The 22,773-nt window shown below is 63.9% G+C and carries 23 protein-coding genes; 12 read left to right on the forward strand and 11 right to left on the reverse strand.

All coding sequences use genetic code 11. From position 1 onward, the window contains the following. Nucleotides 1–39: 39 nt before the first annotated feature. Both OOZ51_RS10390 and OOZ51_RS10395 read right to left on the reverse strand, forming a co-directional pair. Nucleotides 40–621 (reverse strand): hypothetical protein, encoded by a 582-nt coding sequence (locus tag OOZ51_RS10390; protein ID WP_265979418.1) that lies wholly within the window; start codon nt 619–621, stop codon nt 40–42. Between the two features lie 98 nt (nt 622–719). Beyond that, a complete protein-coding gene (locus tag OOZ51_RS10395; protein WP_265979419.1) occupies nt 720–1,970 on the reverse strand; it encodes a Fic family protein in 1,251 nt (416 codons plus the stop codon). A 174-nt stretch (nt 1,971–2,144) separates the two neighbouring features. Here OOZ51_RS10395 and OOZ51_RS10400 point away from each other — a divergent pair, with 174 nt between their 5' ends. The 10 genes from OOZ51_RS10400 to OOZ51_RS10445 all read left to right on the forward strand — a co-directional run bounded on the left by OOZ51_RS10400 (nt 2,145) and on the right by OOZ51_RS10445 (nt 12,530). Further along, complete coding sequence (locus tag OOZ51_RS10400) at nt 2,145–2,951, forward strand: FadR/GntR family transcriptional regulator (protein WP_265979420.1); 807 nt, start codon at nt 2,145–2,147, stop codon at nt 2,949–2,951. A gap of 20 nt (nt 2,952–2,971) precedes the next feature. Beyond that, nucleotides 2,972–4,000 (forward strand): asparaginase, encoded by a 1,029-nt coding sequence (locus OOZ51_RS10405; RefSeq protein ID WP_265979421.1) that lies wholly within the window; start codon nt 2,972–2,974, stop codon nt 3,998–4,000. A 36-nt stretch (nt 4,001–4,036) separates the two neighbouring features. After that, the gene (locus OOZ51_RS10410) at nt 4,037–5,452 is read left to right on the forward strand and encodes an aspartate ammonia-lyase (protein WP_265979422.1); all 1,416 of its coding nucleotides are present in this window, start codon (nt 4,037–4,039) and stop codon (nt 5,450–5,452) included. A gap of 123 nt (nt 5,453–5,575) precedes the next feature. Then, nucleotides 5,576–7,093 (forward strand): amino acid permease, encoded by a 1,518-nt coding sequence (locus OOZ51_RS10415; RefSeq protein ID WP_265979423.1) that lies wholly within the window; start codon nt 5,576–5,578, stop codon nt 7,091–7,093. Nucleotides 7,094–7,270: 177 nt separating this feature from the next. Beyond that, nucleotides 7,271–8,140 (forward strand): fumarylacetoacetate hydrolase family protein, encoded by an 870-nt coding sequence (locus OOZ51_RS10420; protein WP_265979424.1) that lies wholly within the window; start codon nt 7,271–7,273, stop codon nt 8,138–8,140. A gap of 86 nt (nt 8,141–8,226) precedes the next feature. Further along, nucleotides 8,227–9,537 carry an ATP-binding protein gene (locus tag OOZ51_RS10425; protein WP_265979425.1) on the forward strand — a complete coding sequence of 437 codons (1,311 nt, stop codon included), beginning with the start codon at nt 8,227–8,229 and terminating at the stop codon, nt 9,535–9,537. Between the two features lie 122 nt (nt 9,538–9,659). Further along, on the forward strand, nt 9,660–10,286 hold the full coding sequence (locus OOZ51_RS10430; RefSeq protein ID WP_265979426.1) for a transmembrane-type terpene cyclase: 627 nt from the start codon (nt 9,660–9,662) through the stop codon (nt 10,284–10,286). A gap of 142 nt (nt 10,287–10,428) precedes the next feature. Beyond that, nucleotides 10,429–10,668: a helix-turn-helix transcriptional regulator gene (locus OOZ51_RS10435; RefSeq protein WP_265979427.1), complete on the forward strand. Its 240-nt coding sequence runs from the start codon at nt 10,429–10,431 to the stop codon at nt 10,666–10,668. Further along, nucleotides 10,665–11,876, forward strand: a complete 1,212-nt coding sequence (locus OOZ51_RS10440) for a type II toxin-antitoxin system HipA family toxin (RefSeq protein ID WP_265979428.1) — start codon at nt 10,665–10,667, stop codon at nt 11,874–11,876. The genes OOZ51_RS10435 and OOZ51_RS10440 overlap by 4 nt, the downstream gene beginning before the upstream one ends. 108 nt (nt 11,877–11,984) lie before the next feature. Then, complete coding sequence (locus tag OOZ51_RS10445) at nt 11,985–12,530, forward strand: DUF1003 domain-containing protein (RefSeq protein ID WP_265979429.1); 546 nt, start codon at nt 11,985–11,987, stop codon at nt 12,528–12,530. A gap of 31 nt (nt 12,531–12,561) precedes the next feature. On the opposite strand, the gene OOZ51_RS10450 is transcribed toward OOZ51_RS10445, so the two are convergent. The 7 genes from OOZ51_RS10450 to OOZ51_RS10480 all read right to left on the reverse strand — a co-directional run bounded on the left by OOZ51_RS10450 (nt 12,562) and on the right by OOZ51_RS10480 (nt 18,925). Then, nucleotides 12,562–13,086, reverse strand: coding sequence for a phosphohydrolase (locus OOZ51_RS10450; RefSeq protein ID WP_265979430.1), 525 nt, complete (start codon nt 13,084–13,086; stop codon nt 12,562–12,564). Further along, nucleotides 13,083–14,222 (reverse strand): serine hydrolase domain-containing protein, encoded by a 1,140-nt coding sequence (locus tag OOZ51_RS10455; RefSeq protein ID WP_265979431.1) that lies wholly within the window; start codon nt 14,220–14,222, stop codon nt 13,083–13,085. Before OOZ51_RS10455 ends, OOZ51_RS10450 begins: the two co-directional genes overlap by 4 nt. A 35-nt stretch (nt 14,223–14,257) precedes the next feature. After that, nucleotides 14,258–15,304 carry an NADP-dependent oxidoreductase gene (locus tag OOZ51_RS10460; protein ID WP_265979432.1) on the reverse strand — a complete coding sequence of 349 codons (1,047 nt, stop codon included), beginning with the start codon at nt 15,302–15,304 and terminating at the stop codon, nt 14,258–14,260. Further along, nucleotides 15,305–16,213, reverse strand: a complete 909-nt coding sequence (gene gluQRS, locus OOZ51_RS10465; RefSeq protein ID WP_265979433.1) for a tRNA glutamyl-Q(34) synthetase GluQRS — start codon at nt 16,211–16,213, stop codon at nt 15,305–15,307. A gap of 347 nt (nt 16,214–16,560) precedes the next feature. Then, entirely contained in the window at nt 16,561–17,151 is a 591-nt protein-coding gene (locus OOZ51_RS10470; RefSeq protein WP_265979434.1) for a TetR/AcrR family transcriptional regulator, read from the reverse strand. Nucleotides 17,152–17,225: 74 nt separating this feature from the next. Further along, a complete protein-coding gene (locus tag OOZ51_RS10475; RefSeq protein WP_265979436.1) occupies nt 17,226–18,323 on the reverse strand; it encodes a pyridoxal phosphate-dependent aminotransferase in 1,098 nt (365 codons plus the stop codon). 92 nt (nt 18,324–18,415) lie between these two features. Then, nucleotides 18,416–18,925 (reverse strand): SDR family NAD(P)-dependent oxidoreductase, encoded by a 510-nt coding sequence (locus OOZ51_RS10480; protein WP_323054736.1) that lies wholly within the window; start codon nt 18,923–18,925, stop codon nt 18,416–18,418. 334 nt (nt 18,926–19,259) lie between these two features. Between OOZ51_RS10480 and OOZ51_RS10485 the strand changes: the two genes are divergently transcribed. Then, nucleotides 19,260–19,718 (forward strand): Lrp/AsnC family transcriptional regulator, encoded by a 459-nt coding sequence (locus OOZ51_RS10485; RefSeq protein WP_265979437.1) that lies wholly within the window; start codon nt 19,260–19,262, stop codon nt 19,716–19,718. A gap of 89 nt (nt 19,719–19,807) precedes the next feature. Here the strand turns inward: OOZ51_RS10485 and OOZ51_RS10490 are convergent, their stop codons facing one another. Then, nucleotides 19,808–21,496, reverse strand: coding sequence for an HNH endonuclease signature motif containing protein (locus tag OOZ51_RS10490; RefSeq protein WP_265979438.1), 1,689 nt, complete (start codon nt 21,494–21,496; stop codon nt 19,808–19,810). Between the two features lie 42 nt (nt 21,497–21,538). Beyond that, nucleotides 21,539–21,994, reverse strand: a complete 456-nt coding sequence (locus OOZ51_RS10495; RefSeq protein WP_265979439.1) for an Lrp/AsnC family transcriptional regulator — start codon at nt 21,992–21,994, stop codon at nt 21,539–21,541. Between the two features lie 103 nt (nt 21,995–22,097). Between OOZ51_RS10495 and OOZ51_RS10500 the strand changes: the two genes are divergently transcribed. After that, nucleotides 22,098–22,733, forward strand: coding sequence for a LysE family translocator (locus OOZ51_RS10500; RefSeq protein ID WP_265979440.1), 636 nt, complete (start codon nt 22,098–22,100; stop codon nt 22,731–22,733). Nucleotides 22,734–22,773 lie beyond the last annotated feature (40 nt).

Consider the following 22,773-nt stretch of genomic DNA (forward strand, 5'->3'; position numbering starts at 1 on the left):
TGATCGTATCGCGGTGCTTATCGCCGCGCGCAGATACCACTACGGCAATTGAGGGAGGAATTGGCGGTTCCTGATCCGCGATTCCCCGAAATCGACTCCGACCCGAGCGATCTCCCAAGGCCCGCGGCTATGATACTTTGGCCTGCCCACAGCCACATGGGGTACCCATCGGGGTGAGCGGAATCCAAGGGCTGGGGAGCTGAGGATGAAGTCGTCGATGTTGTCCACCAGCAGTTCGTCCAAAAGTTCGTGGAGGGCATGCACCAGGGAGACCTGAAATTCATGCACCGAAGCGGGTAGGTCTATCTCCAGCCCGGCTACCCCACCTGCGCCCAATACGATCAGCCTTTCGGCGCTCCCGGAAAAGGCTTCGAGCACAGGCAACCTTTCCAACCAGGAAACCGTCCGGCCCATGGCCGACTCAGGACTGGTGTTGCCCTTGGTCCAAACAGCCACATCCGCGCAAAAGTCCTCCACGACGCCAAGGTGCAGCAGTGTCATATGGAGCCCGCGGAACCTACGCAGTGCCCAGACGTAGCTGCCCAGTTCTTCGTAGGCGGATGGACCCGAGCCAATGCCCAGGACCGGCACCTCCACGGTGACAGGCGGCGCTGTCCGCATCGTTGAATCCCATCGCCCGCGCGGACGGTTGGCCATGGATGCAATTATGCTCCGGCAACAGTTCATTCGCCTCACGAATGCGGGTTCGACCGGTTGGCCTATTGAGTGTCTCTCAGTATCTGAGGCAGGAATCCCATCTGATCGAGGCGCCATGTCAGCAACGGTGTCAACTCACTCGGCACCAGGCGGAGGCGGTAAATCCTCCTACCGTCGCCAATCGGCTCGATGACGCCTCGATCAAGGAGCTTCCGGATGTTCTGGCTACGTGTTGCAGCCGAACCCGGGAAAGCGGATTCAAGGTCAGAGGCCTTGGCCTCCCCCTTCTCCGCGACGATGAACAGGGCCCTTGCTTCATTCTCCGTAAACCGCGCTGACTGCAGTCCTCTACGCAAAGCGGGCAGTAGAAGCTCGTCGATTACGAAACCTTGGGTCCCCAGCATCGAAAGTTTCCTCATGTCGGCCAGGAGTCCCTCCAGAACATAGGTAGACCACCGAATGAGCGCCGCAGGCTCTAGCGAATCAGCATCTTCGAGACGTTCGTAGTAGAGACTTCTGTTCTGGCCAAACACAGCAGTAGGGTTCAGCCCGCGGTAGCCGGCGGCATCGGAGAACCCGTGTCGCCTCATCGCCGCATACGTGAGGAGTCTTCCAACGCGCCCGTTCCCGTTGCCAAATGGATGAATCCACACGAAGCGGTGGTGGGCCAACGCAATCTTCAACAGTTCGAAGTTCTGCTCGACATCTGCGTTGATGAAATCCAGGAGTGAAGTCATGTCACTGTGGACATCACCCGGAGCGGGCGGGCGATGGGCGGATCCGCTGATGGTGACATCGCTCAGGCGGTAGGCGCCAGGCGTGCGATCACCCTCACGCTCCAGCCCTGCAACCGATATTCGATGGATCTCCCGAACCAGTCCGTGTGTCAGCATGGTTCCCGGGCTCACCGTTGCATCCACGAAGGCCGTTGCCTCTTGCAGCTGGACGATCTCTTGGACACCATCATTTTGCTGCACGTCGCCATAGCGATCGGCTCGTTCCACACCTGCCACGGCGTCGACAATCGATGTGCGGTTCCCTTCGATACGCGCGCTCATGATGTTCGACATCAGCTGGAAGACATCCTTCAACTGCGAAAAGACCGCAGGATGAGTCGTTCCGTCGCCCATGTCACTACGTATCCGTTCAAGCTCGATGATGGCCTTGGCCAGCGGGGAACTGAACAGGAAGTCGGGAAACTCGATGGGCTTCATCGCATAAGGATTTTCGCCAGGATAGTCATAACAATTAAGACTATGCCCGGTTTTACCCCTAGAAATCAACCCACTCGACATCATAAGAGCATCAGACAATTAAATCTGGGGCGTTCAGCATTTAAGCCGAAGGCCCACCCCTTTGCGCTCGTGCCATCGCGGGAAGCCCTAACGGAGACACGTGACTACCGAGTGAATCGACCCACCAGCCCCACCTTCACAATCCCAGCCCCACGTTGACACCGCCCTGTGACCCATGCCATATTCTTAATCGTGAACCTGTCAGACAGCCGGACAGCCGGACAGGCCGTCACTGGACAGCCAGCCACCAGCCAGAAAGCTGCGGCCGGCCAGCGCACCGCCACAAGCGGCGCCGTCCCCCGGCCGGCCCAAGCACCCACGCCATCAAACCCTCGGCCCCTCGCCCGTTTCAGCGCCGCGGAGTCCGTCTTCGGTGCCATTCGCAAGGACATCGAAGACGGAACTGTGGAAGTGGGCGCCAAGCTCAACTCCGAGGCCGCCTTGGCCGCGCAGTACGGAGTAAGTCGCTCGGTCATTCGTGAAGCCCTCCGTTCCTGCAATGCGCTCGGACTGACTGTCACGAAGACAGGCAAAGGGACGTTCGTCGTCGCAGACAGGGTGGCAAATGACCTCACGCTCGGCCAGTATTCGGCGCGGGACCTGAACGAGGCCCGCCCACACATCGAAGTCCCCGCAGCCGGCTTGGCCGCGAAACGCCGCAGCCCGGAAGATCTTGAACACCTCAAGGAGATCGTGGCGTCAATGCTCTCCGAGACCGACCCCGAGACCTGGGTCAGCCTCGACGCCAGTTTCCACTCCGTCATCGCCCGCGCCAGCGGCAACAAGGTCTTTGAAAGCGTCGTCGCGGACATTCGCGACGCGTTGGCCCACCAATCCGAAACCCTGAACATGGTGGCCGACCGCCAGCATGTTTCCGACGATGAGCACCTCCGCATTGTCGAAGCCATCGAATCCGGCGACTCTGCAGCCGCCGAAGCAGCGATGGCCGACCATCTCAGCGCCGTCAGCGTTGCCTTGGACACCATCCTCAGCAAATGATCCACCAACTGAAGGAAGCCATGCCCACCCCGCATGCAACGCGCAACACTGTGCCACAAAACACAGAGCCTAAACCCACCATTCCAGCAACCCCGCGCCATGTCCCGCTGGTGGAACAGACCCGGGACGGCCTGGTCGAGAGCATCCACTACGGATCCCTCATCGCCGTCGGACCCGACGGCGAGACGCTGCTTGAGGCGGGCGAACCCGACGCCGCGTTCTACCCACGGTCCTCCCTCAAACCGATGCAGGCAGTCGCCATGGTCCGCGCTGGGCTCAGGCTTCCGGAGAACCTCCTGGCCCTCACCGCGGCAAGCCACTCCGGCGCTGCAATGCACCTCGACGGCGCCGCGAAAATCCTTGAAATGCACGGCCTGGACAAAGGCGCGTTGGAAAACAGCACCGACCTTCCGTACGGCACCGCCGAGCGCGAAGAATGGCTCCGCGCCGGTGGCAAGCCCACGCAACTCGCGCAGAACTGTTCCGGCAAACACGCCTCCATGGCCGCCACGTGCGTGATCAACGGTTGGCCTGTCCAGGGCTACCTGGACCCCGAGCATCCCCTCCAGATGCTCGTGAAGGACACCATCACCGAGCTCACCGGCGAAGATGCGGCCGCCGTCAGCACGGACGGTTGCGGCACCCCGCTCTTCGCCCACAGCCTGCACGGCATGGCCCGGGCGTACAGCCGCTTGGCGGCGGCGGACAACGACGGAGCAGCAGGCCAAGTAGCCCACGCCATGCGCGCATACCCCGAGATGGTGGCCGGAGAGGGCCGCGACGTCACGGCGATCATGCGCACCATTCCCGGCCTGCTCGCGAAGGACGGCTTCGAAGGCCTCCAGCTCATCGGCCTGCGGAACGGCACCGGCGTCGCCATCAAGATCTCTGACGGCGGCGACCGCGCCCGCATGCCCGTCACCGTGCGCGTCCTCGAAGCCTTGGGGCTCGACGGCGGCCAGCTCGCGGCGCTTGCAAGCCCACCCGTGTTGGGCGGCGGCCACCCTGTGGGTGTGCTGCGTGCCGCGAACTTCCTCGAATCCTACTGACGCAGTCAAACAAGCACAGAAGACCTAAGGACAGCAATGACAACCGTCAATCACGCACGCCCGTTCCGCTCCGAACACGATCTTCTCGGTGACCGCGACGTCCCTGCTGATGCCTACTGGGGTGTGCACACGCTGCGTGCCATCGAGAACTTCCCCATCACCGGCCAGCCGTTGGCCAGCAACGCCAATCTCGTCAAGGGCCTCGCAGCGGTGAAGCTTGCCGCTGCGCGCACCAACCGCGAACTTGGCCTCCTGGATGACGAGCGGGCTGACGCGATCGAGCAAGCCTGCCAGGACATCATGGACGGCAAGCTCCACGAGCAGTTCATGGTGGACGTCATCCAGGGTGGCGCCGGCACCAGCTCCAACATGAACGCGAACGAGGTCATCGCCAACCGCGCCCTCGAAATCCTCGGCCACCCTAAGGGCGACTACGCCAGGCTGCACCCGAACGACCACGTCAACCTGAGCCAGTCCACCAACGACGTGTATCCCACGGCCGTCAACCTGGCCACCATCTTCTCGGTTCAAGGCCTTCTTGTGGCACTTCAGGAACTCCAGGTCGCCTTCGCGGAGAAGGGCGAGGAATTCCGCACGGTGGTCAAGATGGGCCGGACCCAGCTGCAGGACGCCGTCCCCATGACCCTCGGCCAGGAATTCGGCGGCTACGCCGTGACTGTGGGCGAGGACCGGGCACGACTGGCCGAATCCCAGCTGCTGATCCACGAGATCAACCTTGGCGCCACCGCCATCGGCACCGGCCTGAATGCCCCGCTTGGCTACGCCGAGGCAGCCTGCAGGCACCTCGCCGAGATCACCGGCCTGCCGCTGGTCACCTCCGTCGACCTCATCGAGGCCACCCAGGATGTGGGCGCGTTCGTCCACCTCTCGGGCGTGCTCAAGCGCGTCGCCGTCAAGCTTTCCAAGATTTGCAACGATCTCCGCTTGCTGTCCTCCGGACCGCGTGCGGGACTGGGCGAGATCACCCTCCCGGCTGTGCAGTCGGGATCGTCCATCATGCCAGGCAAGATCAATCCGGTGATCCCGGAAGTGGTCAGCCAAGTGGCCTATGAAGTCATCGGCAACGATGTCACTGTCACCATGGCAGCCGAAGCGGGCCAGCTCCAGCTGAACGCCTTCGAGCCGATTATCGTCCACAGCCTCCACAAGAGCATCTCCCACCTGGAAGCCGCGTGCCGCACACTCACGTCGCGCTGCATCCGGGGCATCACCGCGAACACCGAGCGGCTGCGCCTCACCGTAGAGCAGTCGATTGGACTCGTCACGGCCCTCAATCCGCACATCGGATACGCCTCTGCAACCGCCATCGCCCAAGAAGCGCTGGCAAGCGGCAAAGGTGTGGCCGAACTGGTTCTTGAACACGGATTGCTGACCTCGGGGCAGCTCGATGAGCTCCTCCGCCCCGAACGCCTGGCAAACCTCAGCAAATAGGCTGAGTCGCCTACCAAGCGACGACGGCGGCACTCACCAGCCGCCGTCGGGCCTGAGCGCCCGAACATACAGGCCGGACGGCGAGATCCGGACCCCCAACAGGACACCCCCCTAAGGATTCCCATGACCAATGCACCCATCACGGACCACACGGTCCCGCCACAGGCGCACGCCACTGAAAAGCTCCTTCATGCCGAGGACAAGGGCTATCACAAGAGCCTGAAGCCGCGTCAGATCCAGATGATCGCGATCGGCGGTGCCATTGGCACCGGCCTGTTCCTGGGTGCCGGCGGCCGCCTCAACGCCGCGGGCCCCTCCCTCGTCATCGCATATGCGGTCTGCGGATTCTTCGCCTTCCTGATCCTGCGTGCCCTCGGCGAACTCGTGCTGCACCGCCCGTCGTCGGGCTCCTTCGTCTCCTACGCCCGCGAGTTCTTCGGCGAGAAGGCTGCGTTTGTCTCCGGCTGGTTCTACTGGATCAACTGGGCCACCACCACCATCGTGGATATCACCGCAGCGGCCCTTTACATGAACTTCTTCGGCAAATATGTGCCGTGGATGGGCGTCATTCCGCAGTGGGCCTGGGCCCTGATCGCCCTTGTGGTTGTCCTGAGCCTGAACCTGGTTTCCGTCAAGGTGTTCGGCGAGATGGAGTTCTACTTCGCGCTCATCAAGGTGGCCGCGCTGGCGGCGTTCCTCGTGGTTGGCACCTTCTTCGTCATCTTCGGCACCCCGGTACCGGGCCAAGAGGTCGGCTTCAGCCTCCTCACGGACCACGGCGGCATCTTCCCCAACGGCCTGCTGCCCATGATCATCCTCATGCAGGGCGTGCTGTTCGCTTACGCTTCGATCGAGCTCGTGGGCACCGCAGCTGGTGAAACCGAGAACCCCGAGAAGATCATGCCCAAGGCCATCAACTCCGTGGTCTTCCGCATCGCCGTCTTCTACGTCGGCTCCGTCATCCTGTTGGCCCTGCTGCTGCCGTACACCTCATATGTCAAGGGTGTCAGTCCGTTCGTGACGTTCTTCGGCCACATCGGCATCCAGGCCGTGGACGTGATCATGAACCTCGTGGTCCTCACGGCCGCGCTGTCCTCGCTGAACGCCGGGTTGTACTCCACCGGCCGCATCCTGCGCTCCATGTCCGTGGCAGGTTCGGCTCCGAAGTTCGCCCAGCGCATGAACAAGGCCGGTGTCCCCTACGGCGGCATCGCCATCACTGCCGGCGTCTCGTTGCTCGGCGTCCCGCTGAACTACCTGGTCCCGGCCGATGCCTTCGAGATCGTCCTGAACGTCGCCTCGGTGGGCATCGTCGTCACCTGGGCCACGATTGTCCTGTGCCAGATGCAGCTCAAGCGATGGGCGGACAAGGGTTGGCTGAAACGTCCGTCCTTCCGGATGTTCGGCGCCCCCTACACCGGTTACCTTTCGCTGCTGTTCCTGGTGGGCGTGCTGGTCATGGTGTTCATCGACTCCCCGCTCACCATGTTGGTCACGGCAATTGCTTGCGCCCTCATGGTGGTCGGTTGGTACCTGTGCCGCAAGCAAATCCACGAGCTCGCCGCAGCCCGCGACGGTTTCACCGGCAGTTCGCCCGTGGTCGCCAACCTGCCGGTTGCCGGTTCAGAGGACAGGATCTAGGGTTCCAGCACTCAGTGCCCGACGGCGGCCGGCGCCTTCCCACTGAAGGTGCCGGCCGCCGTCGTGCGCTAAGTCCCCAACGTGCGCCGAGCCCCCATATCCCGCGAAATGTGACCAGGCCGATTTGAATCCCGGTGGCACTATGGAAGAAGGACACCCCGCAGCTCAAAGGAGAGAATGCACGTGAAATTTGCCCGTTTAGGACCGGCCGGCCAGGAGCAGCCGGTGGTCATAGCCACAGACGCTGAAGGCACCGAACGGTACTTCGATCTGCGCCCACTAACTGCTGACATCGACGGCGTCTTCCTCGCCGGCGGCGGTATCGCCAGTACGCAGGAAGCGCTCGACGCCGGAAGGTTGCCCGCCGTTCAAGCTGAAGGGCTGCGCGTCGGCGCCCCGATTGCCCGGCCAGGGGCCGTCGTCGGGATCGGCCTGAACTACGCGGCACACGCCGCAGAGTCCGGAGCCACACCGCCCGAAGTGCCAGTCGTCTTCCTGAAGCCCTCCAACACAGTGACGGGACCATTCGACGCGGCCCCCATTCCGCCTTCGTCGAAGAAGTACGACTGGGAAGTGGAACTCGGGATCGTCATCGGACGGGAAGCCACCTACCTGGCAGACCTGGACGAAGCGGCGGTGTGCATCGCTGGGTACGTTCTTGCCAACGACCTGTCCGAACGTGAACTGCAGCTCCCCGGCGCCGCCGGGCAATGGACCAAGGGCAAGACTCTCCCGCAATCCACTCCACTGGGGCCGTGGCTGGTTCCTGCTGGCGAGATAGACGCAGCTGCATTGCGCCTGCGCACCTGGGTGAATGGCGAGGCTCGCCAGGACTCCACCACCGCGGACCTGATTTTCGATCCTGCCACGCTTGTCCACCACGTGAGCCAGCACATGCTGCTGGAGCCTGGAGACGTCATCATCACGGGCACGCCGGAAGGTGTGGCTTTGTCCGGCCGCTTCCCGTATATCCGGTCAGGGGACGTTGTTGAGGTTGAAATAGGCGGGCTCGGCCGCCAGCGCAAAGAGTTCCACCTGGCAACGTAACGCAACGCCCTCGCAACCCCGCGCCGCCACCTGTTCGCCTATGCTCAACACCAGGCAATCGATGGCGATCCACCAAGGAGCAGGGCATGAGCAATTGGCGCATCAGGGACTTCCACTCGTCGGATATGGACGGCATCCTGCACCTTTGGGAGTCGCTCAAAGCGGACAATGTTGAGCCGGTCTATGCGCTCTCCGAGGTCCTCGCCTCGTGCGAGAAGGATCACGCCGTCGTGGCCGTGCAGGGCGACCAGGTGGTGGGCGCCGCCGTCGGACGCGCGGCCCACGACCAAGGCTGGATCGTCTTCCTGGCCACGCTGCCCGAGTTCCGCGGCCGCGGGATCGGCACTTCACTGCTGGCCGCCGTCGAGAATCGGATGGCTCCGCATGGCCTCAACAAGCTCTCGGCCCTGATGCCGGAAAGCGAAACCCGCGTGGAAGCGTTCCTAGGCCGCGGCTTCGTGGTGAAGAAAAACCTGCGCTACTTCGAGCGGACCATTCCGGTGCAGCGCCAAGAACTGGAGCCCCTGAGCCTGCTGGGCGGCCGGATCCTTGCCCGAGACCTGTGGGAAAACGTCGCCGGCATGCGGCGCGAAAAGGAACTGCTGGAACGCCGGCTTGTCCTGCCGCTGGCCGAGGCCGATCTCGCCGACGAGTACGGCGTGGTGCCGCCGCGCGCCGTCGTGCTCTTCGGTCCTCCAGGGACCGGCAAGACGACGTTCGCCAAAGCCATTGCGTCGCGCCTTGAGTGGCCTTTCGTGGAAGTCTTCCCCTCGCGCCTGGCCGCGGATCCCAAGGGCTTGGCGGGCGCGTTGCGCGAGACGTTCCTGGAGATCGCGGAACTGGAGCACGCCGTCGTCTTTATCGACGAGGTGGAGGAAATCGCGTCCCAGCGGTCCGGTGAGCCGCCGTCGCCCCTGCAGGGTGTCACCAACGAGCTCCTCAAGATCATCCCCGCCTTCCGTGAACAGCCCGGCCGCCTGCTGGTGTGCGCCACCAACTTCATCCGCGCCCTGGACACTGCCTTCTTGCGCCACGGCCGCTTCGACTACGTGATCCCCATCGGCCTGCCCGACGTCCATGCCCGCGAGGCTATGTGGCAGCGATTCATCCCGGCCACGGTGGTGGATTCCGTGGATGTCGCGTTGCTGGTGTCGAGGACAGAGGGCTTCTCTCCTGCTGACATTGAGTACGCGGCGCGCAGCGCCTCCCAGCGCGCTTTGGAAAAAGCAGTTTACGACGACGGTGCCTCCGCCGGGGGCTCCGCACCGACGTCGAACGGTCGCAAGGGACCGGTCACGCAGGACTATCTCGACGCAATCGCCGATACCCGCACTACGGTCAGCGACGAGGTCCACCAGGGCTTCCTCGAGGACATCGACGTGCTGGGTCGCGTGTAGTCAATCGCGGTTCGGCCGCCCGCCCGCCAATTCGCCGGAAGCGTGCGGGCTCGCCGGAAGATTCCGGCGAACGGGAGGGCTTCCGGCGAAATGGGCGGGGTGCCTGAGGACGAGGAGGAACAATGACCCTGTTTCTGACGATCCTGAGCGGCGTCGCGTGGACCGCGGTCTACGTTTGCGCGATCCTGGTCGGATTTCGCGACAAGAGCTACGCGATCCCGGCGGCAGCCCTGGGGCTGAACATCGCGTGGGAGGCCATCTACGCGGTGCATTCGCTCAGCACGAGACTCTCCGTGCAGGGAGTCATCAACATTGCCTGGGCGCTGGCCGACGTCATAATTGTCTACACGTTCCTTCGGTTCGGCAGGCGGGAACTTCCCGGATTTGTCACGCGGCCACTGTTCATCGGATGGGCGGTCCTGCTGGGCCTTGCAGCTTTCGCCGTGCAGTGGCTGTTCATCGCCGAGTTCGATTGGGATCCCGCATCCCGGTACGCCGCTTTCCTGCAGAATCTCCTGATGTCCGGCCTGTTCATTGCCATGTTCGTCACCCGCCGCAGCCTGCGAGGCCAATCCATGCTGATCGCCGTGGCGAAGTGGATCGGGACCCTCGCGCCCACCATCACCTTCGGCGTCCTCGAGAATTCACTGTTCATTCTGGGCATCGGTGGCCTCTGCAGCGTGTTCGACCTGACGTACATTGGGCTGCTGTGGTGGGCCAAGAGAAACCCTGGGGCTCTCGCAAACTAGGCATTAGCACCGGCACGAACGTACCGATTCGCGGCCACCACCCCTTGATCTGAACCCCGGAGGGGCGGAAAATGGTGAAACCGGCACGAACGTACCGGATGCGCCGCACGCGCATGCCCACAGAAGACGAGGAAGGGTGGACATGTCCCCCAAGGAATTCACCGAGTCCCTGGGCGCCAAGGTCCGTGCCCGCCGTGCATCGCTCAGCCTGAGCCAGTCCGATCTCGCTGACCTCGCTGGCGTCTCGGAGCGTTTCGTCCGTTTCGTGGAGCAAGGGAAGGCCACGGTCCAGTTGGAACCACTCTTGGCTGTGCTTGGCACGCTGGGCCTTGAACTCACGGTGAAGGCCGCGAGCCGCCAGACTGCATACAGCCAGTCATGACATTCCACCGCATCGCCGACGTCTATAAGCAAGGCGTCCTGGCTGCCCGCATCGAGCGGCATGAAGGCGGCACCAAGTTCAGCTATTTGCCGCGGTACCTCGAATCGGGCGGCCCTGCTGTTGCCACAACGCTCCCGCTGACGAACCAGGCCGTGTTCACGCCGAGCGGCGCCGTTCCGCCCTATTTCACCGGACTCCTCCCGGAAGGCCGCCGCCTGAACTCCCTGCGCCGGGCGGTCAAAGCCAGCGCCGACGACGAGCTCGCGCTCCTAATGGGCGCAGGAGGAGACGCCGTCGGTGATGTCCAGACCGTCCCCCACGGCGAGCCGCCCACGGAAGGGGGCTCCGCCGTCGTGCTCGATTCGAAGCTGCCCCTCGACTTCGACGCGCTGCTCGGCGATTCGGGCCTCATCGATCCCGTAGCACTGGCGGGTGTGCAGGACAAGTTGTCGGCCGGGATGATCTCGCTCCCGGTGGCGCAAGCGGGCAAGCGCTTCATACTCAAACTCAACGCGCCCGAGTTCCCGTTCGTGGTGGAAAACGAGTTCCTCATGTTCCGTTATGCGCGCAAGTTGCGGATTCCGGTGAGCAACGTCCAGTTAGTGCACGACGTCGGCGGGCGGGCCGGGCTGCTCGTTGAGCGTTTCGATCGCCTCACCGGAACTGACGGCACTCCGGTGCGTCTCGCCGTCGAGGACGGGGCCCAAGTGCTGGGACTGTATCCGGCGGACAAGTACAGCGTGCCTTTTGGCGAGGTGTGCGCCGCGTTGGCAGCCCATTGTTCCGCACCCCTGCCGGCCTTGCGGAACCTTGCCCTCCAGCTCGCGTTCGCTTGGCTCAGCGGTAACGGCGACCTCCATGCCAAGAATGTGTCCATAGTTCAGTCACAGTCAGGGGTGCAGTCACCGCTGGGCGAGTACACAATCGCCCCCGTCTACGACATCCCTTCCACCGTGGTCTACGGGGACAAGACCCTCGCGCTAGGCATCGGCGGGAAAAAGATCGGCATCTCCCGCAAACACTTCCTCGCCTGGGCCGGAAAACTAGGGTTGACAGGGCGCGCGGCGGAGGGAGTCCTGGAACTCGCCCTCAAGGCGTCGGGTCCGCTGATCACAGACCTCGACGCCGGAGCCTCACCCTTCGGGCCGATCCAGACCAGGGACTGGGTCAAAGAGCTCAAGCATCGGCGAAGGTTGATGGGCGGGTAACTCGGACCCGAGCCGAATCGCCGTTCAATCCTAGGTTCGCGCGTGTGGCGACGCTAGGCTCGCTCCCAGAGGCGGGATCGGCTCGCCGCGGGCCAAGGGATTGAACGCATGACACAGCAACAGACCGGAACCCTATCGATGTCCACAACGGGCGCCGCTCCGCATTCGCGCTCGTATCTGAGACCTACGCGGTTGCTCTCTCAGAGCGAACGGTCGAAGCTGCATCCGTCGGTCCTGGCGGAGGCCGAGCGCCGGGCCGCAAGCATTCAGCTTCGAGTCGCGGATGCAATCACAGCCTTCGCCGGATCGATGAACTTCGTCTACTTGCATATACTGCTTTTCGCCGTGTGGATGCTTGTGTTCGAACAGAGTCCGTGGCCGACGTTGACACTGATCGTCTCGCTCGAAGCGATCTTCCTCTCAACCTTCGTCATGATCGGCCAGAACCGCCAAGCGGTTTTCCAGCAGGTCAAGGCAGACCATGACTACAACGCCCAGGAGCAGTTGCTCGAGGAGAACACCGATCTCACGCGTGCGATTCACGAGCTCACGGGCCAGATCCACGAGCGGATTCTCGCGGAAGTCACCGCATCCGTTACCCGGGACGTTGCGGCCGCTGCCAAGCCGACGCAGGATGGCCCGACAAAGCCGTAGGCAGCCGAGACGTCCTAGACGAGTCGAGGTACTAGTCCCCCAGCTGATCCAGTTCGGGGAGAAGATCCGGGTTGATGCGTTGGAGGATCAGGTGGATTTCTCCCCGTGGCACGGCTTGATAAAGCACTTTCCGCGCGTCCGCGTAGCGAGTATTAGGGGCCTTATCAGGCCACTTCTCGGCAAGCGCCCGTACCCGCTCCCGTAAGGAGCTGTGGGCGTTGCAGGCGATCTTGACCAAGGTAGCGTCGTGATCCTCCGCGATGTGCAGAATGACAGCCTCATCACTGTCCGGGTCATCCTGGAAACGGCGGGTTACCCTCTCGATGATGCCCACGGCACGCTCGGAAACACCCATCTCAAGCAACGCCTGTCTAGTGATGGGCGTGTCCTTGGCGATGTCGTGCAGGTAACCTGCGATCCGGATGTCGTCGTCGAAATCGGCGAGCGCATCTCCTGCGGTCAACACGTGTTCACGGTGGGGCCGCTTCAGTTTGTCCTTCTGGCGGTTGTGCGCCACTTCGGCAAGGACCATGGCTGTTTCAACGGTGAAGGTCATTTTTCATCCTTCCGGGCCAGTTCGGCGACTGCCTTCCGCACGGCGGCGCTCAGCTCAAGGTTACGGCAACCAGCGCCGCCCGGCTCGGCCTGCTGCGGCACGTACCCGAAAGCGAGTTCATACACGGGGTCGGCGAACCCCAACGATGCGCTGGCGCCGTCGTGCCCGAACGCCCGGTAGCTGCCGTACGGCGAGCGTGCATGCGATTTCATGAACACCGTCCCAAAGCAGCTGGTCTCGCCGAATACCCGGTCTATGCCGAAGACTTGTTCGGCAGTGACGGTTTGGATGGTCTCTTCGCTGAGGAGGGGCGCGACGGCGGGACGGTCGCCGTCGGGGGCAAGTCCCGTGAGCGCCGCGGCGTAGACGCGGGCCATGCCTTCGGCGCTGGCAACGCCGGCGGCGGAACTCAGGCCCGCTGCCCGGACCTCGCGGATGTTGGGCAGGTCCAGGATGTCACCCACCACCGAATTGGCCGACAGGCCGAAATGGCTGGCAGGGTCGGTCCACGGAGCGGACTGGTCGGCAACCCAGCGTAGCGTGGCATAGCGGGATTCCTCGGAATCAGGAAGCCCCAGGAAGAAGTGGGCGCCCGTCACGGAGCGGATCCGCTGCTCGTAGATTTCCTGGAGCGTCGACCCCGTGATCCGGCGGCACAGCTCCTCCATGAAGACGCCGATGGTCAGCGCGTGGTATCCAAAAGCGGTCCCGGGCTTCCAGAGTGGCCGCATCTGCGCGAGTTTGGCGGCGGCCAGTTCGGAGTTGTTGTATTCCGCCATAGTAAGGCCGCCTTCAACGCCCAGCAGTCCTGCCTGGTGCGAAAGCAGTTGGGCCACGGTAATCGTGGCTTTTCCTTCGACTCCGAATTCCGGCCAGTACTTGACCACCTCGGCGTCGAGATCCAGGCGGCCTTCCTGGACCAGCAGCGCAATGACCAGCCCCGACACGCCCTTGGAGCAAGAGAAGACACCGGTTACCGAATCCGGGCGGCGGTGGGGTCCGCCGCTGATATCTAAAACTTTGACGCCGCGATGGTAGGCCGCGAGTTGGGCTGAATATTCCGGGTCCTCGCTGAGGTATCGGCCAAAGAGTTCGGCGACTGGTTCGAATCCGGGGGCAATCGTCTGTGCATCCACCCGGACAGCCTAGTCCCTTCTGCCCCCTAGCCTCGCTACGCTCGGCCAGGGAACCCGGCAGAGTGGGCCCAGCCGCGGGTGTCCATGGTCACCACGATCTTGCCTTTGGCGCGTCCCTGCTCCAGTGCGGCGAAGGCGTCGGCGATCTTTTCGAGCGGGTAGCTGCTGTCTACCACCGGTTCCAGCTTTCCTTCGGACACCAGGCGTGCCAGGAATTTCAGGTCCTCGCCGCTGGGGTGCATGAACAGGTAGCGGTACCGCACCTTCGCATCGCGGGCGCGGCCACGTATCCCAAGGCTGATGGCCCAGAACAGCACGGTCATCCAAGCCGGGGCGTCAAGGTCCTTCAAAGCTGTCTGCGGCTCGGGCATGCCCGCGATGCTGACCACTTTGCCGCCCGGCTTGAGGATCTTGAACGTCTGCTCCAGTGTCTCCCCGCCCACCAGGTCCAGGGCAGCGTCGAAGCCACTCAGGACTTCGGCCAGATTTTCCTTCGTGTAGTCGACGACGGCGTCCGCCCCGAGCCGCCGAACCAGCTCTTCTCCACGGGGAGACGCAGTGGTGGTCACCTCGGCGCCGAAGTACTTGGCCAGTTGAATGGCGAGGGTCCCCACTCCGCCTGCGCCTCCGGAGATGAAGAGCTTGGTTCCGGGCTTGACCTTGAGTTCGTCGCGTAGTGCCTGCAAGGCGGTGAGGCCGGCCAGCGGAAGGCTCGCGGCCTCGGTGTAGCTGAGCGACCTCGGCATGAGAGCCACAAGATCCTCATGGACCGCCGCGTGCTCGGCAAAGGCGCCAAGCAGGGCTTTATCCACCCGGGCAAACACCCGGTCTCCCGTGGAAAAGCGCGTGACGCCGGGTCCCACGGCTTCAACGATCCCTGCCAGCTCACTGCCGGCCACCAAAGGCAACCTCGGCCTGGTGATCACCCGGACCGCGCCTTCACGCTGCTTGTAGTCCACAGGATTGAGCCCCGCGGCAAACACCCTGATCAGGACCTCGCCCGCACCGGCAACCGGTCTGGGGACGTCCTGAAGCTCCATTGCGTCCGCACCGCCGTAGCGGGTCAGCACATAGGCGAGCACTTAGGCCCCTTTCCGGAGGGTTGATTGCTGAATGCCATTCCATATCCATGGTCCGCGTGGCAATCGGGCCGGATCAAATCTATCCAAGGCATCGCCAAGCGGCCCTCCCGGCAAGCCGAGCGATTCCAAAATCATGTCCCGCACCTCCGTGGCGGACAGTCCGACGGCGGCAAGGTCGCCTAGCGTCACCGCACCGTCGCGCTTGGCCAACCGGGCGCCGTCGCGGTTCAGCACCAGGGGAACGTGGGCATATTCCGGATCGGGCAACCCCAGCAAGGAGGCCAGATAGGCCTGGCGGGGTGTGGAGGACAGGAGGTCGTCGCCGCGGACCACCTGATCCACGCCTTGCTCCCCGTCATCCACCACCACCGCCAAATTGTAGGCCGTGACGCCATCGTTCCGTCGGAGCACAAAGTCATCCACGGCACCCGTATAGAGCCCGTGCAACTTGTCCTCCACAGTCCATTCCTGGGCTTCGGAGCGGAGCCGGATGGCAGCCGGGCGCGAGGCCCGGCGGATCTCAAGCTCCGCCGTCGAAAGGTTCCTGCACGTCCCCGGATAGGCGCCTTGCGGAGCATGGGGCGCGGACGGGGCTTCCTGGATCTCGCGCCGAGTGCAGAAGCATTCGTACGTCAGCCCCGCGTCGTTGAGCCACTCGATCGCGCCGTTGTACAGCACGGCACGGTCTGCCTGGCGAACGACGGCGCCGTCCCACGTCACGCCTACGGCTTCCAGGTCCCGGAGCTGGACTTCCTCGGCACCGGCCCGCGCACGGTCGAGGTCCTCGACGCGCAGCAGGAAGTCGCGGCCCGTGGAGCGGGCGAAGAGCCACGCGAGCATGGCGGTGCGCAGATTGCCCACGTGAAGCTCGCCGGAGGGGCTCGGGGCGAAGCGGCCAGCGGAAGTCATGGCACAAGACTATGCGCAGCCGGCCGGGCCTGCAGGATCCAGCACAAGAGCCCCTCAGCTACCGCAACGCGTTCGGTGGCTCAGGGGCTCTTAGGTGGTGCCGGCGCTGGGCTGGCGGAGTGCGGAAAGACGATGCGTGAACAAGAGTCAATCAGCGGCTGCGTCTTTGCGGGACGGTGTTTCGGGTGGCCGGGTGGTGTGCCGGGGGATCCGTAGCCTGAGGGTCCGGCGGTAGCCATTCCCTTTCGTTGTCACTATTTCAACAGGAAAACTACAACTGGGGCAACGGACTCAATCGTCATTGGTCAATCTGACCAATTCCCTGGCGGAAGGTAGACAGTCGATGGTCACTTTGCCGAAGTTGGCTCCGCAGCGGCCCAGGCAGCCATGGCTCCCCGAAGCGCAGCGCAGAGTTTGATGGACACTTGGTCCTTGTCCAGGCCGACCGTGTTGAGCAAATCGAAAATTTCACGGGGGTCAAAGAGGATGTTCCACAGGAACATGGCCTCGTCCCCCAGGGGCGGGAGGCCGAGTTCCTCACAGGCCTCCCGGAGTGGCCGCTCCAAAGCCTCGGCCTGGATGGTCAAGTAGTACGCACCGGAGCGAAGACGGGCCAGATACCCCTCGCCAGAGCGGGTGTGGACCATGGAACCGCCATGCTTGATGACCAGTCCCACCCAATGCCGGCTGACGCTCTCCAGCAGTTCCACTCCGGACGTGGTCTGGGCAACGCTGAAATCGCGCAGCTTCTCGCCAACACCAAAGCGGAACGCGGCCAGCACATCCTCCACCGAGGCGAAATGGCGATAGGCCGTTGCCGGGGAGATCTCGGCTTCACGGGCGATGTCCGTCATACTCACCGGGCCCTTGGCCTTGGCGAAGAGCTTCCCGGCGGCCCGAACCAGCTGGCGGCGGTTGCGTTGGGTGTCGCTGCGCATGGGCGCCCCCTTCCGTGTCAGATTCCAGCGTAGCGCCTGAGCGGCAGGCGCTACGCTGACGACGTCTGCGGCACTCACCGGAGCTCTGCCAGTCCGGCCGCCAGCCGCTCCACACCGGCGGTGATCGCCGCCGAGCTGGCAGCATAGGACAGGCGCAGGTGGTACTCACCATTCCGGCCGAACTCGCTGCCGGGACGAACAGCCACGCCGTGGTTGCGAAGGTGCGCCACCATCGCGGCTGCCGGGAGCTCGACGTCGTACTTCGGGAAAAGGTAGAACGCGCCTTCCGGCGAGCTGACCGTCAGGCCGGGAATCTGCTGGAGGCCGCTCGCCATGAGTTCTCGGCGCAGGGCATAGGAGGCATGCATGCGTTCGATGTCCGGTCCGCACGTCTTCAGCGCGGTGAGCGCCGCGTATTGCACGGCCTGGTTCATGGAGCCGTTGAAGGTGTTGTGGACCCGGGCCGCGGAGGCGATGACATCAGACGGGCCCCAGAGGTAGCCCACCCTCCAGCCGGTCATGGCGTAGCTCTTGGAGAAGGTCTGGCAGTAGATGGTCCGGCCGGCCAAGGCTTCGATTTCCAGCGCCGAGGTGAAGGGTTCGGGTGTGTAGACGAGATCACTGTAGGCCTCGTCGGAAAGAATCAAGGTGTCGGTTCCGGCCACCATGTCCGCGAGGGCTTCGAGCTCGCGGCGGGAGTGCACGATGCCGGTCGGGTTGGATGGGTTGCAGAAGACGAACATTTTGGCACCCTCAAGCGCGGTGGCCAGCGCCTCGAGGTCCCAGTGCAGGTCATCGGCCAGCGGCACGGGTACGGTGATTCCTCCGGCCATGCTGACGAGGTCCGCGTACAGGGAACAAGTGGGGTCCGGGATGACCACTTTGTCGCCGGGGTTGACGACGCCGAGGATCGCCGCGGACAGGCCGGCCGTGCCGCCCTGGGTGATAAGCACGTCCCCGGGGCTGGCCACTCCGCCGAAGCCGTCCTCGAGGGCGCGGGCGGCTGCTGCTCGAACCTGGGCCGGGGTATCGAAGTCCGGCTCGCCCATGGCCAAGGAGACGAGATCGCCCTTGCATTGGGGCTGCTGCACGCGCAGCGATGTGCGCTGGATGCGCTGCACAGCTTCGGAGGGCTGGAAATCGGCGACGGCGGTGGCTGGCTCGAGTGTCATGAGGGTACTGATCTGGGTGGTCGCTGAGGTTGTTCTGGCGGCGGGCGGGTTCGTAGCCGCTCGCGGGGACGGTGCGTAGAATCTGCGGGGTTTCATCGCTGCGACGCCCGAACTGCCGGTGATTGGCCGGCGGGCGCTCCGGCCCAGCGGCTGATCTCGATGTCACCTGAGGTGTCCCGCTGGATGGTAGGGGCGATGACCAATTCCTGGACCACGGTGCGCTGCGGCAGCGTCGCCACGAGGTGGATGGCTCGGGCCACGTCCTCGGGCTGCACCATGGCATCGCGTTCCTCCGCGCGGGGCGGCCGGGCACGGTTGTCCAAGATAGGAGTCGCCGTTTCACCGGGCAGGATGGTCACCGCCCGCAGTCCGTCGTTACGGAAGGTGTTATGAAGGTAGGTCATGAAGTTCCGGACCGCGGCCTTCGCTGCGCCATACGCGGCGCCCCCAAGCAGGTTGGGGTTCACGGCTGCGAGCGAGCTGATCCAGCGGACGTTGAGGACCTTGCTGGCGCTGCCTGCGTTATTGACCAGGATGTCCACCTGGCCGAGGTTCGCGTGGATCCACTCAAGCAGCGCGTCCACATCTTCTTTGGAGGTGATGTCCGCGGCGCGGGCGAACGCGTGGCCGCCGTCGAGCGTCCCATGCCGGTCCCGGCGCCGGTGATGATCGCGAGCTTGCCGTCCAGAAGTCCCATGGTTTCAGTTCCTTGCGTTCTTTGCGTGAATCATTTGAGATGTCCATCACATATGAGAAGCGTTAAGTTCACACAGTCAAGGGTTTCCCGTTACGGGCATGTAAATGATTCGCAACCATGGTTTGCGGGCGACCTGGTCCCGCTGGTGGGCCGCCCGGCAGGGATTGTGCGGGAGAATGGGATTCGGTTGGACATTCTGACCAGCTGAACCGTCGGCGATTAGGCAGAAAGCGATAGCCGTGCAGGAATTGGACTCAACAGACAAGCGCATCCTTGCCGCGCTCGACGACGACCCCCGGGTGCCGATCATGGTCCTCGCCCAGCGCTTGGGTTTGGCGCGCGGGACAGTCCAGTCGCGCCTGGAGCGCATGACGGCGTCGGGCGCTTTGCGTCCGAACAGCAGCCGCGTGCTGCCTTCCGCATTGGGCCGGGGCGTTGCGGCAGCGGTGAGCGCGGAGTTGGATCAGAGCCGGCTGAACGAGGCGATCGCAGCCCTGCGCAACATCCCCGAGGTCCTCGAATGCCATGCTCCAGCCGGCGACACCGACCTCATCATCCGCGTGGTCGCCACAAGCCCAGACGATCTATACCGCGTGTCCGAAGAGATCAGGCTGTGCCCCGGAATCGTGCGCACGTCCACAAGCATGTTCCTACGCGAGGTGATTCCGTACCGGACCACGGGGTTGCTGGAGAACTGAGGCACCTCGCCGAACTCAGCACCCGTCTCCGGCGTTGCGCACTCCCGACGTGCAGGACCCCGACGTGAAGGACACGGCCCATTTCGGGGTCATACCTGGAAGTAGTGGTTTCTTCGGGGTTTCCGATGCGGGTCAGTGTGGGGTGGCGGGATGAACCAAGGGATCCCGTTGCGGACCTGGATGCGCCAGTCTTCCTTGTGGATCAGGTGATGATGATGGCTGCAGAGCAACGTCCCGTTGGCTGTGCTGGTGGGTCCGCCCCGGGACCAGTACTCGATGTGGTGGGCCTCGCACCACGGTGCCGGCATGGTGCATTCGGGGAAAGCGCAGCCTTTGTCCCGCGCTGTGATGGCTTTGCGGATGTGCGGCGGGAAGATCCTTGAGGCCCGTCCGGTGTCCAGCACTTGGCCTTCGCCGCCCAGGACCACGGGGATGATATCCGCGTCGCAGGCGAGTTTGCGCAAAGTGGCTGCCGGGACGGGCCCGGTGAACGTGAAGGACGCGGTGCCCCTGCCCTGCCGGGGGCGGTTAAACAGGGCGCGCTGACCGGACTGCGAACGTTGTCCGGACTGCGAATGCCGACTGTATTGGGTGAAAAGTTCGCGGTGGTCGATGGTGGCCAGGATCTGCGGGCGGTGGCCGCCCGTGGCGGGCAGGGACCCTGCGGCCAGGGCGAACTTGCAGGCGCCGATCAAACCGTCAAGGAGCTTCTGCGCCCTCGAACGCCGGTCCAGCGGCTCAGCATTGTCCGATGCCTCGTCGGACGAATGGCCGAATGATTCCACGGAGGCATGAACTTCGCCCCGGGGTATGCGGGTTCGGGGGTTGGCGGCGGTGTTCATGACCGTGAGCAGGTGTTCGTATTGCTCGGTGGTCGCGAAGATCTCCACATGCTGCAGCCCGTGCTTGGGACGCCGCAGGAAGGCCCCCTGATGGTAGCGGAGGGATTCTTCGGACGGTTCCGGGCCGTCCTGGTCAATCGCCTCGACCCAACGCCGGGCAACCCGGGCCAGGAAATCCTGATCATTTTCCTCCGCGGTGCGGGCCAGGGCGTGTTCCATCTCCTCAGCCTTCTCCGGGCTGCAAACCGGACGCACTTTCTCCAAGGCTATCGTGATGATCCCGGCCGAGCGGGACCCGATCACCCCGGTTGCCAGCGCCGCGGCCGTTTCCTCGTGCCGGGGAGGGACCGTTTGTCCGGTGAGGCCGCGGCTCGGTAGCAGCTCCTGAGCCAAGGCGAGCCGACGCCTGGCCTCGACGGCACTGATCCGCAGCAACGAACGCAGATGATCGGCCGTGGACCTGAACTCCCCGCCACGAACGCCCCTCGTTTCTCGGATGGAAGGAGTCGCAGCGGCCTCGGAAGTCCAGCCCACTCCAGAGCCGGTATCCGCATGAGAGGCCGAGCCCGTTGTCCAACCCGGCTGGGTAGTGGGTTCATCGCTCCGTGCCCTGTCCAGCCCCGAAGCGGCGACCACCTGGAGATAATCCAGGGCGCGGGAGAGTTCCTCCACACCGGAGGCGAACGCGACAGCCTCCTGGAAACCCAAGACTCCAACGTCGTCGGCCGCCCTTTCCGCCAACGACCTCAGTGCTACCAGGGCCCCGTCCAAAGCGGCCTGCCGACCGCCCCCATCGTGCGGATCCACCAACACCAGCCCACCCGGAGGCCCGCCCGGGACCGCGGCAAAGCGTGGAACACGGGCATGACGGGACACTCCGAAAAGCCCACGGGACGCGAGGCCCTGCCGGGTGTCGAAGTATCCGATCGCTTCCATGGAAACACTCTGCCAGGAGGGTGCGACAAAATAAGGCCGAACTCAGACCGGCGGTCCCGCGTTCGACTTCAGGTTCTTCATCACCAAGGTCGAGGTGAGGCGCTCGACGGCGGGAAGTGCCGTGAGCTGGTCGTCGTAGAAACGCTGGTAGGCCGGGAGGTCGGCGGCGATCACGCGCAGCAAATAGTCCGGTGAGCCGAAGAGCCGCTGTGCTTCGACAATGTTGGGGTTAGCCGCCACGCGGTCCTCGAAGTCCGACATGGTGGTGCGGTCCACCTGGCGTAGGGTCACGAAAACGATCGCCTCGAATCCCAGGCCAATGGCCGCTGGATCGATGTCCGCCCGATAACCCCGAATCACGCCGGAAGCCTCGAGATCACGCAGCCGTCTATGGCATGGAGCCACGGTCAATCCAACCTTGGCCGCGAGCGCTGTGGCAGTCATTCGTCCATCCTCTTTGAGGTGTCGCAAAATAGTTCGGTCAATTCCATCAATCACGCAATTATCTTACCGACTCAGCGGCAAGCCGGGCTAAATATGGGAACACTTATGGGCAGATTTTTCATAAGGTTCATGATGTACCCACCAGCCAGGAGCCACTATGAATCCCCACCTCTTCCTCGCCTTCGTGATTGTCGCCGTCACCTTGGCCTGCACCCCTGGCGTTGATTGGGCATATTCGATCGCTGCTGGCTTGCGGCGGCGCAGCTTCGTCCCTGCCGTGGCTGGCCTGTGCACTGGATACGTCCTGCACACGGCCCTCCTGACGGCCGGACTCGCCGCCATTTTAGCCGGCGTTCCGGGGCTCCTTGGCTGGCTGACGATCGCGGGCGCCGCCTATTTGCTCTGGCTCGGCGTAAGCACCATACGCTCGTGGCGCGGCGCAAGCTTCAGCGCGGATGACGCCGTCGGGCAGTCCCGAAACCAGTTGCGCACCTTCCTGCAAGGCATGGGCACCAGCGGCATCAACCCCAAGGGCCTGCTGTTCTTCCTGGCACTGGTGCCGCAGTTCGTGAGCCCGGAAGCGTCGTTGCCGGTGCCGGTGCAGTCTGGAGTGCTGGGCCTCACGTTCGTGCTGTTCGCGGGCATCATCTACACGGCGGTGGCGATGACTTCCCGAAAGCTGCTGCATTCCCGGCCTTCCGCCGCACGCGTGGTGACCCTCGGCAGCGGCATCATCATGGTGGGGCTCGGGGCCGTTCTGATGGGCGAACAGCTGCTTCCGCTGCTCCGGTGACGCGAGCGTCAGGCGAGATCGCTCTGGCGTTCTGTTGCGG

It is taken from the genome of Arthrobacter rhizophilus, assembly GCF_026241105.1.
GTDB lineage: Bacteria > Actinomycetota > Actinomycetes > Actinomycetales > Micrococcaceae > Arthrobacter.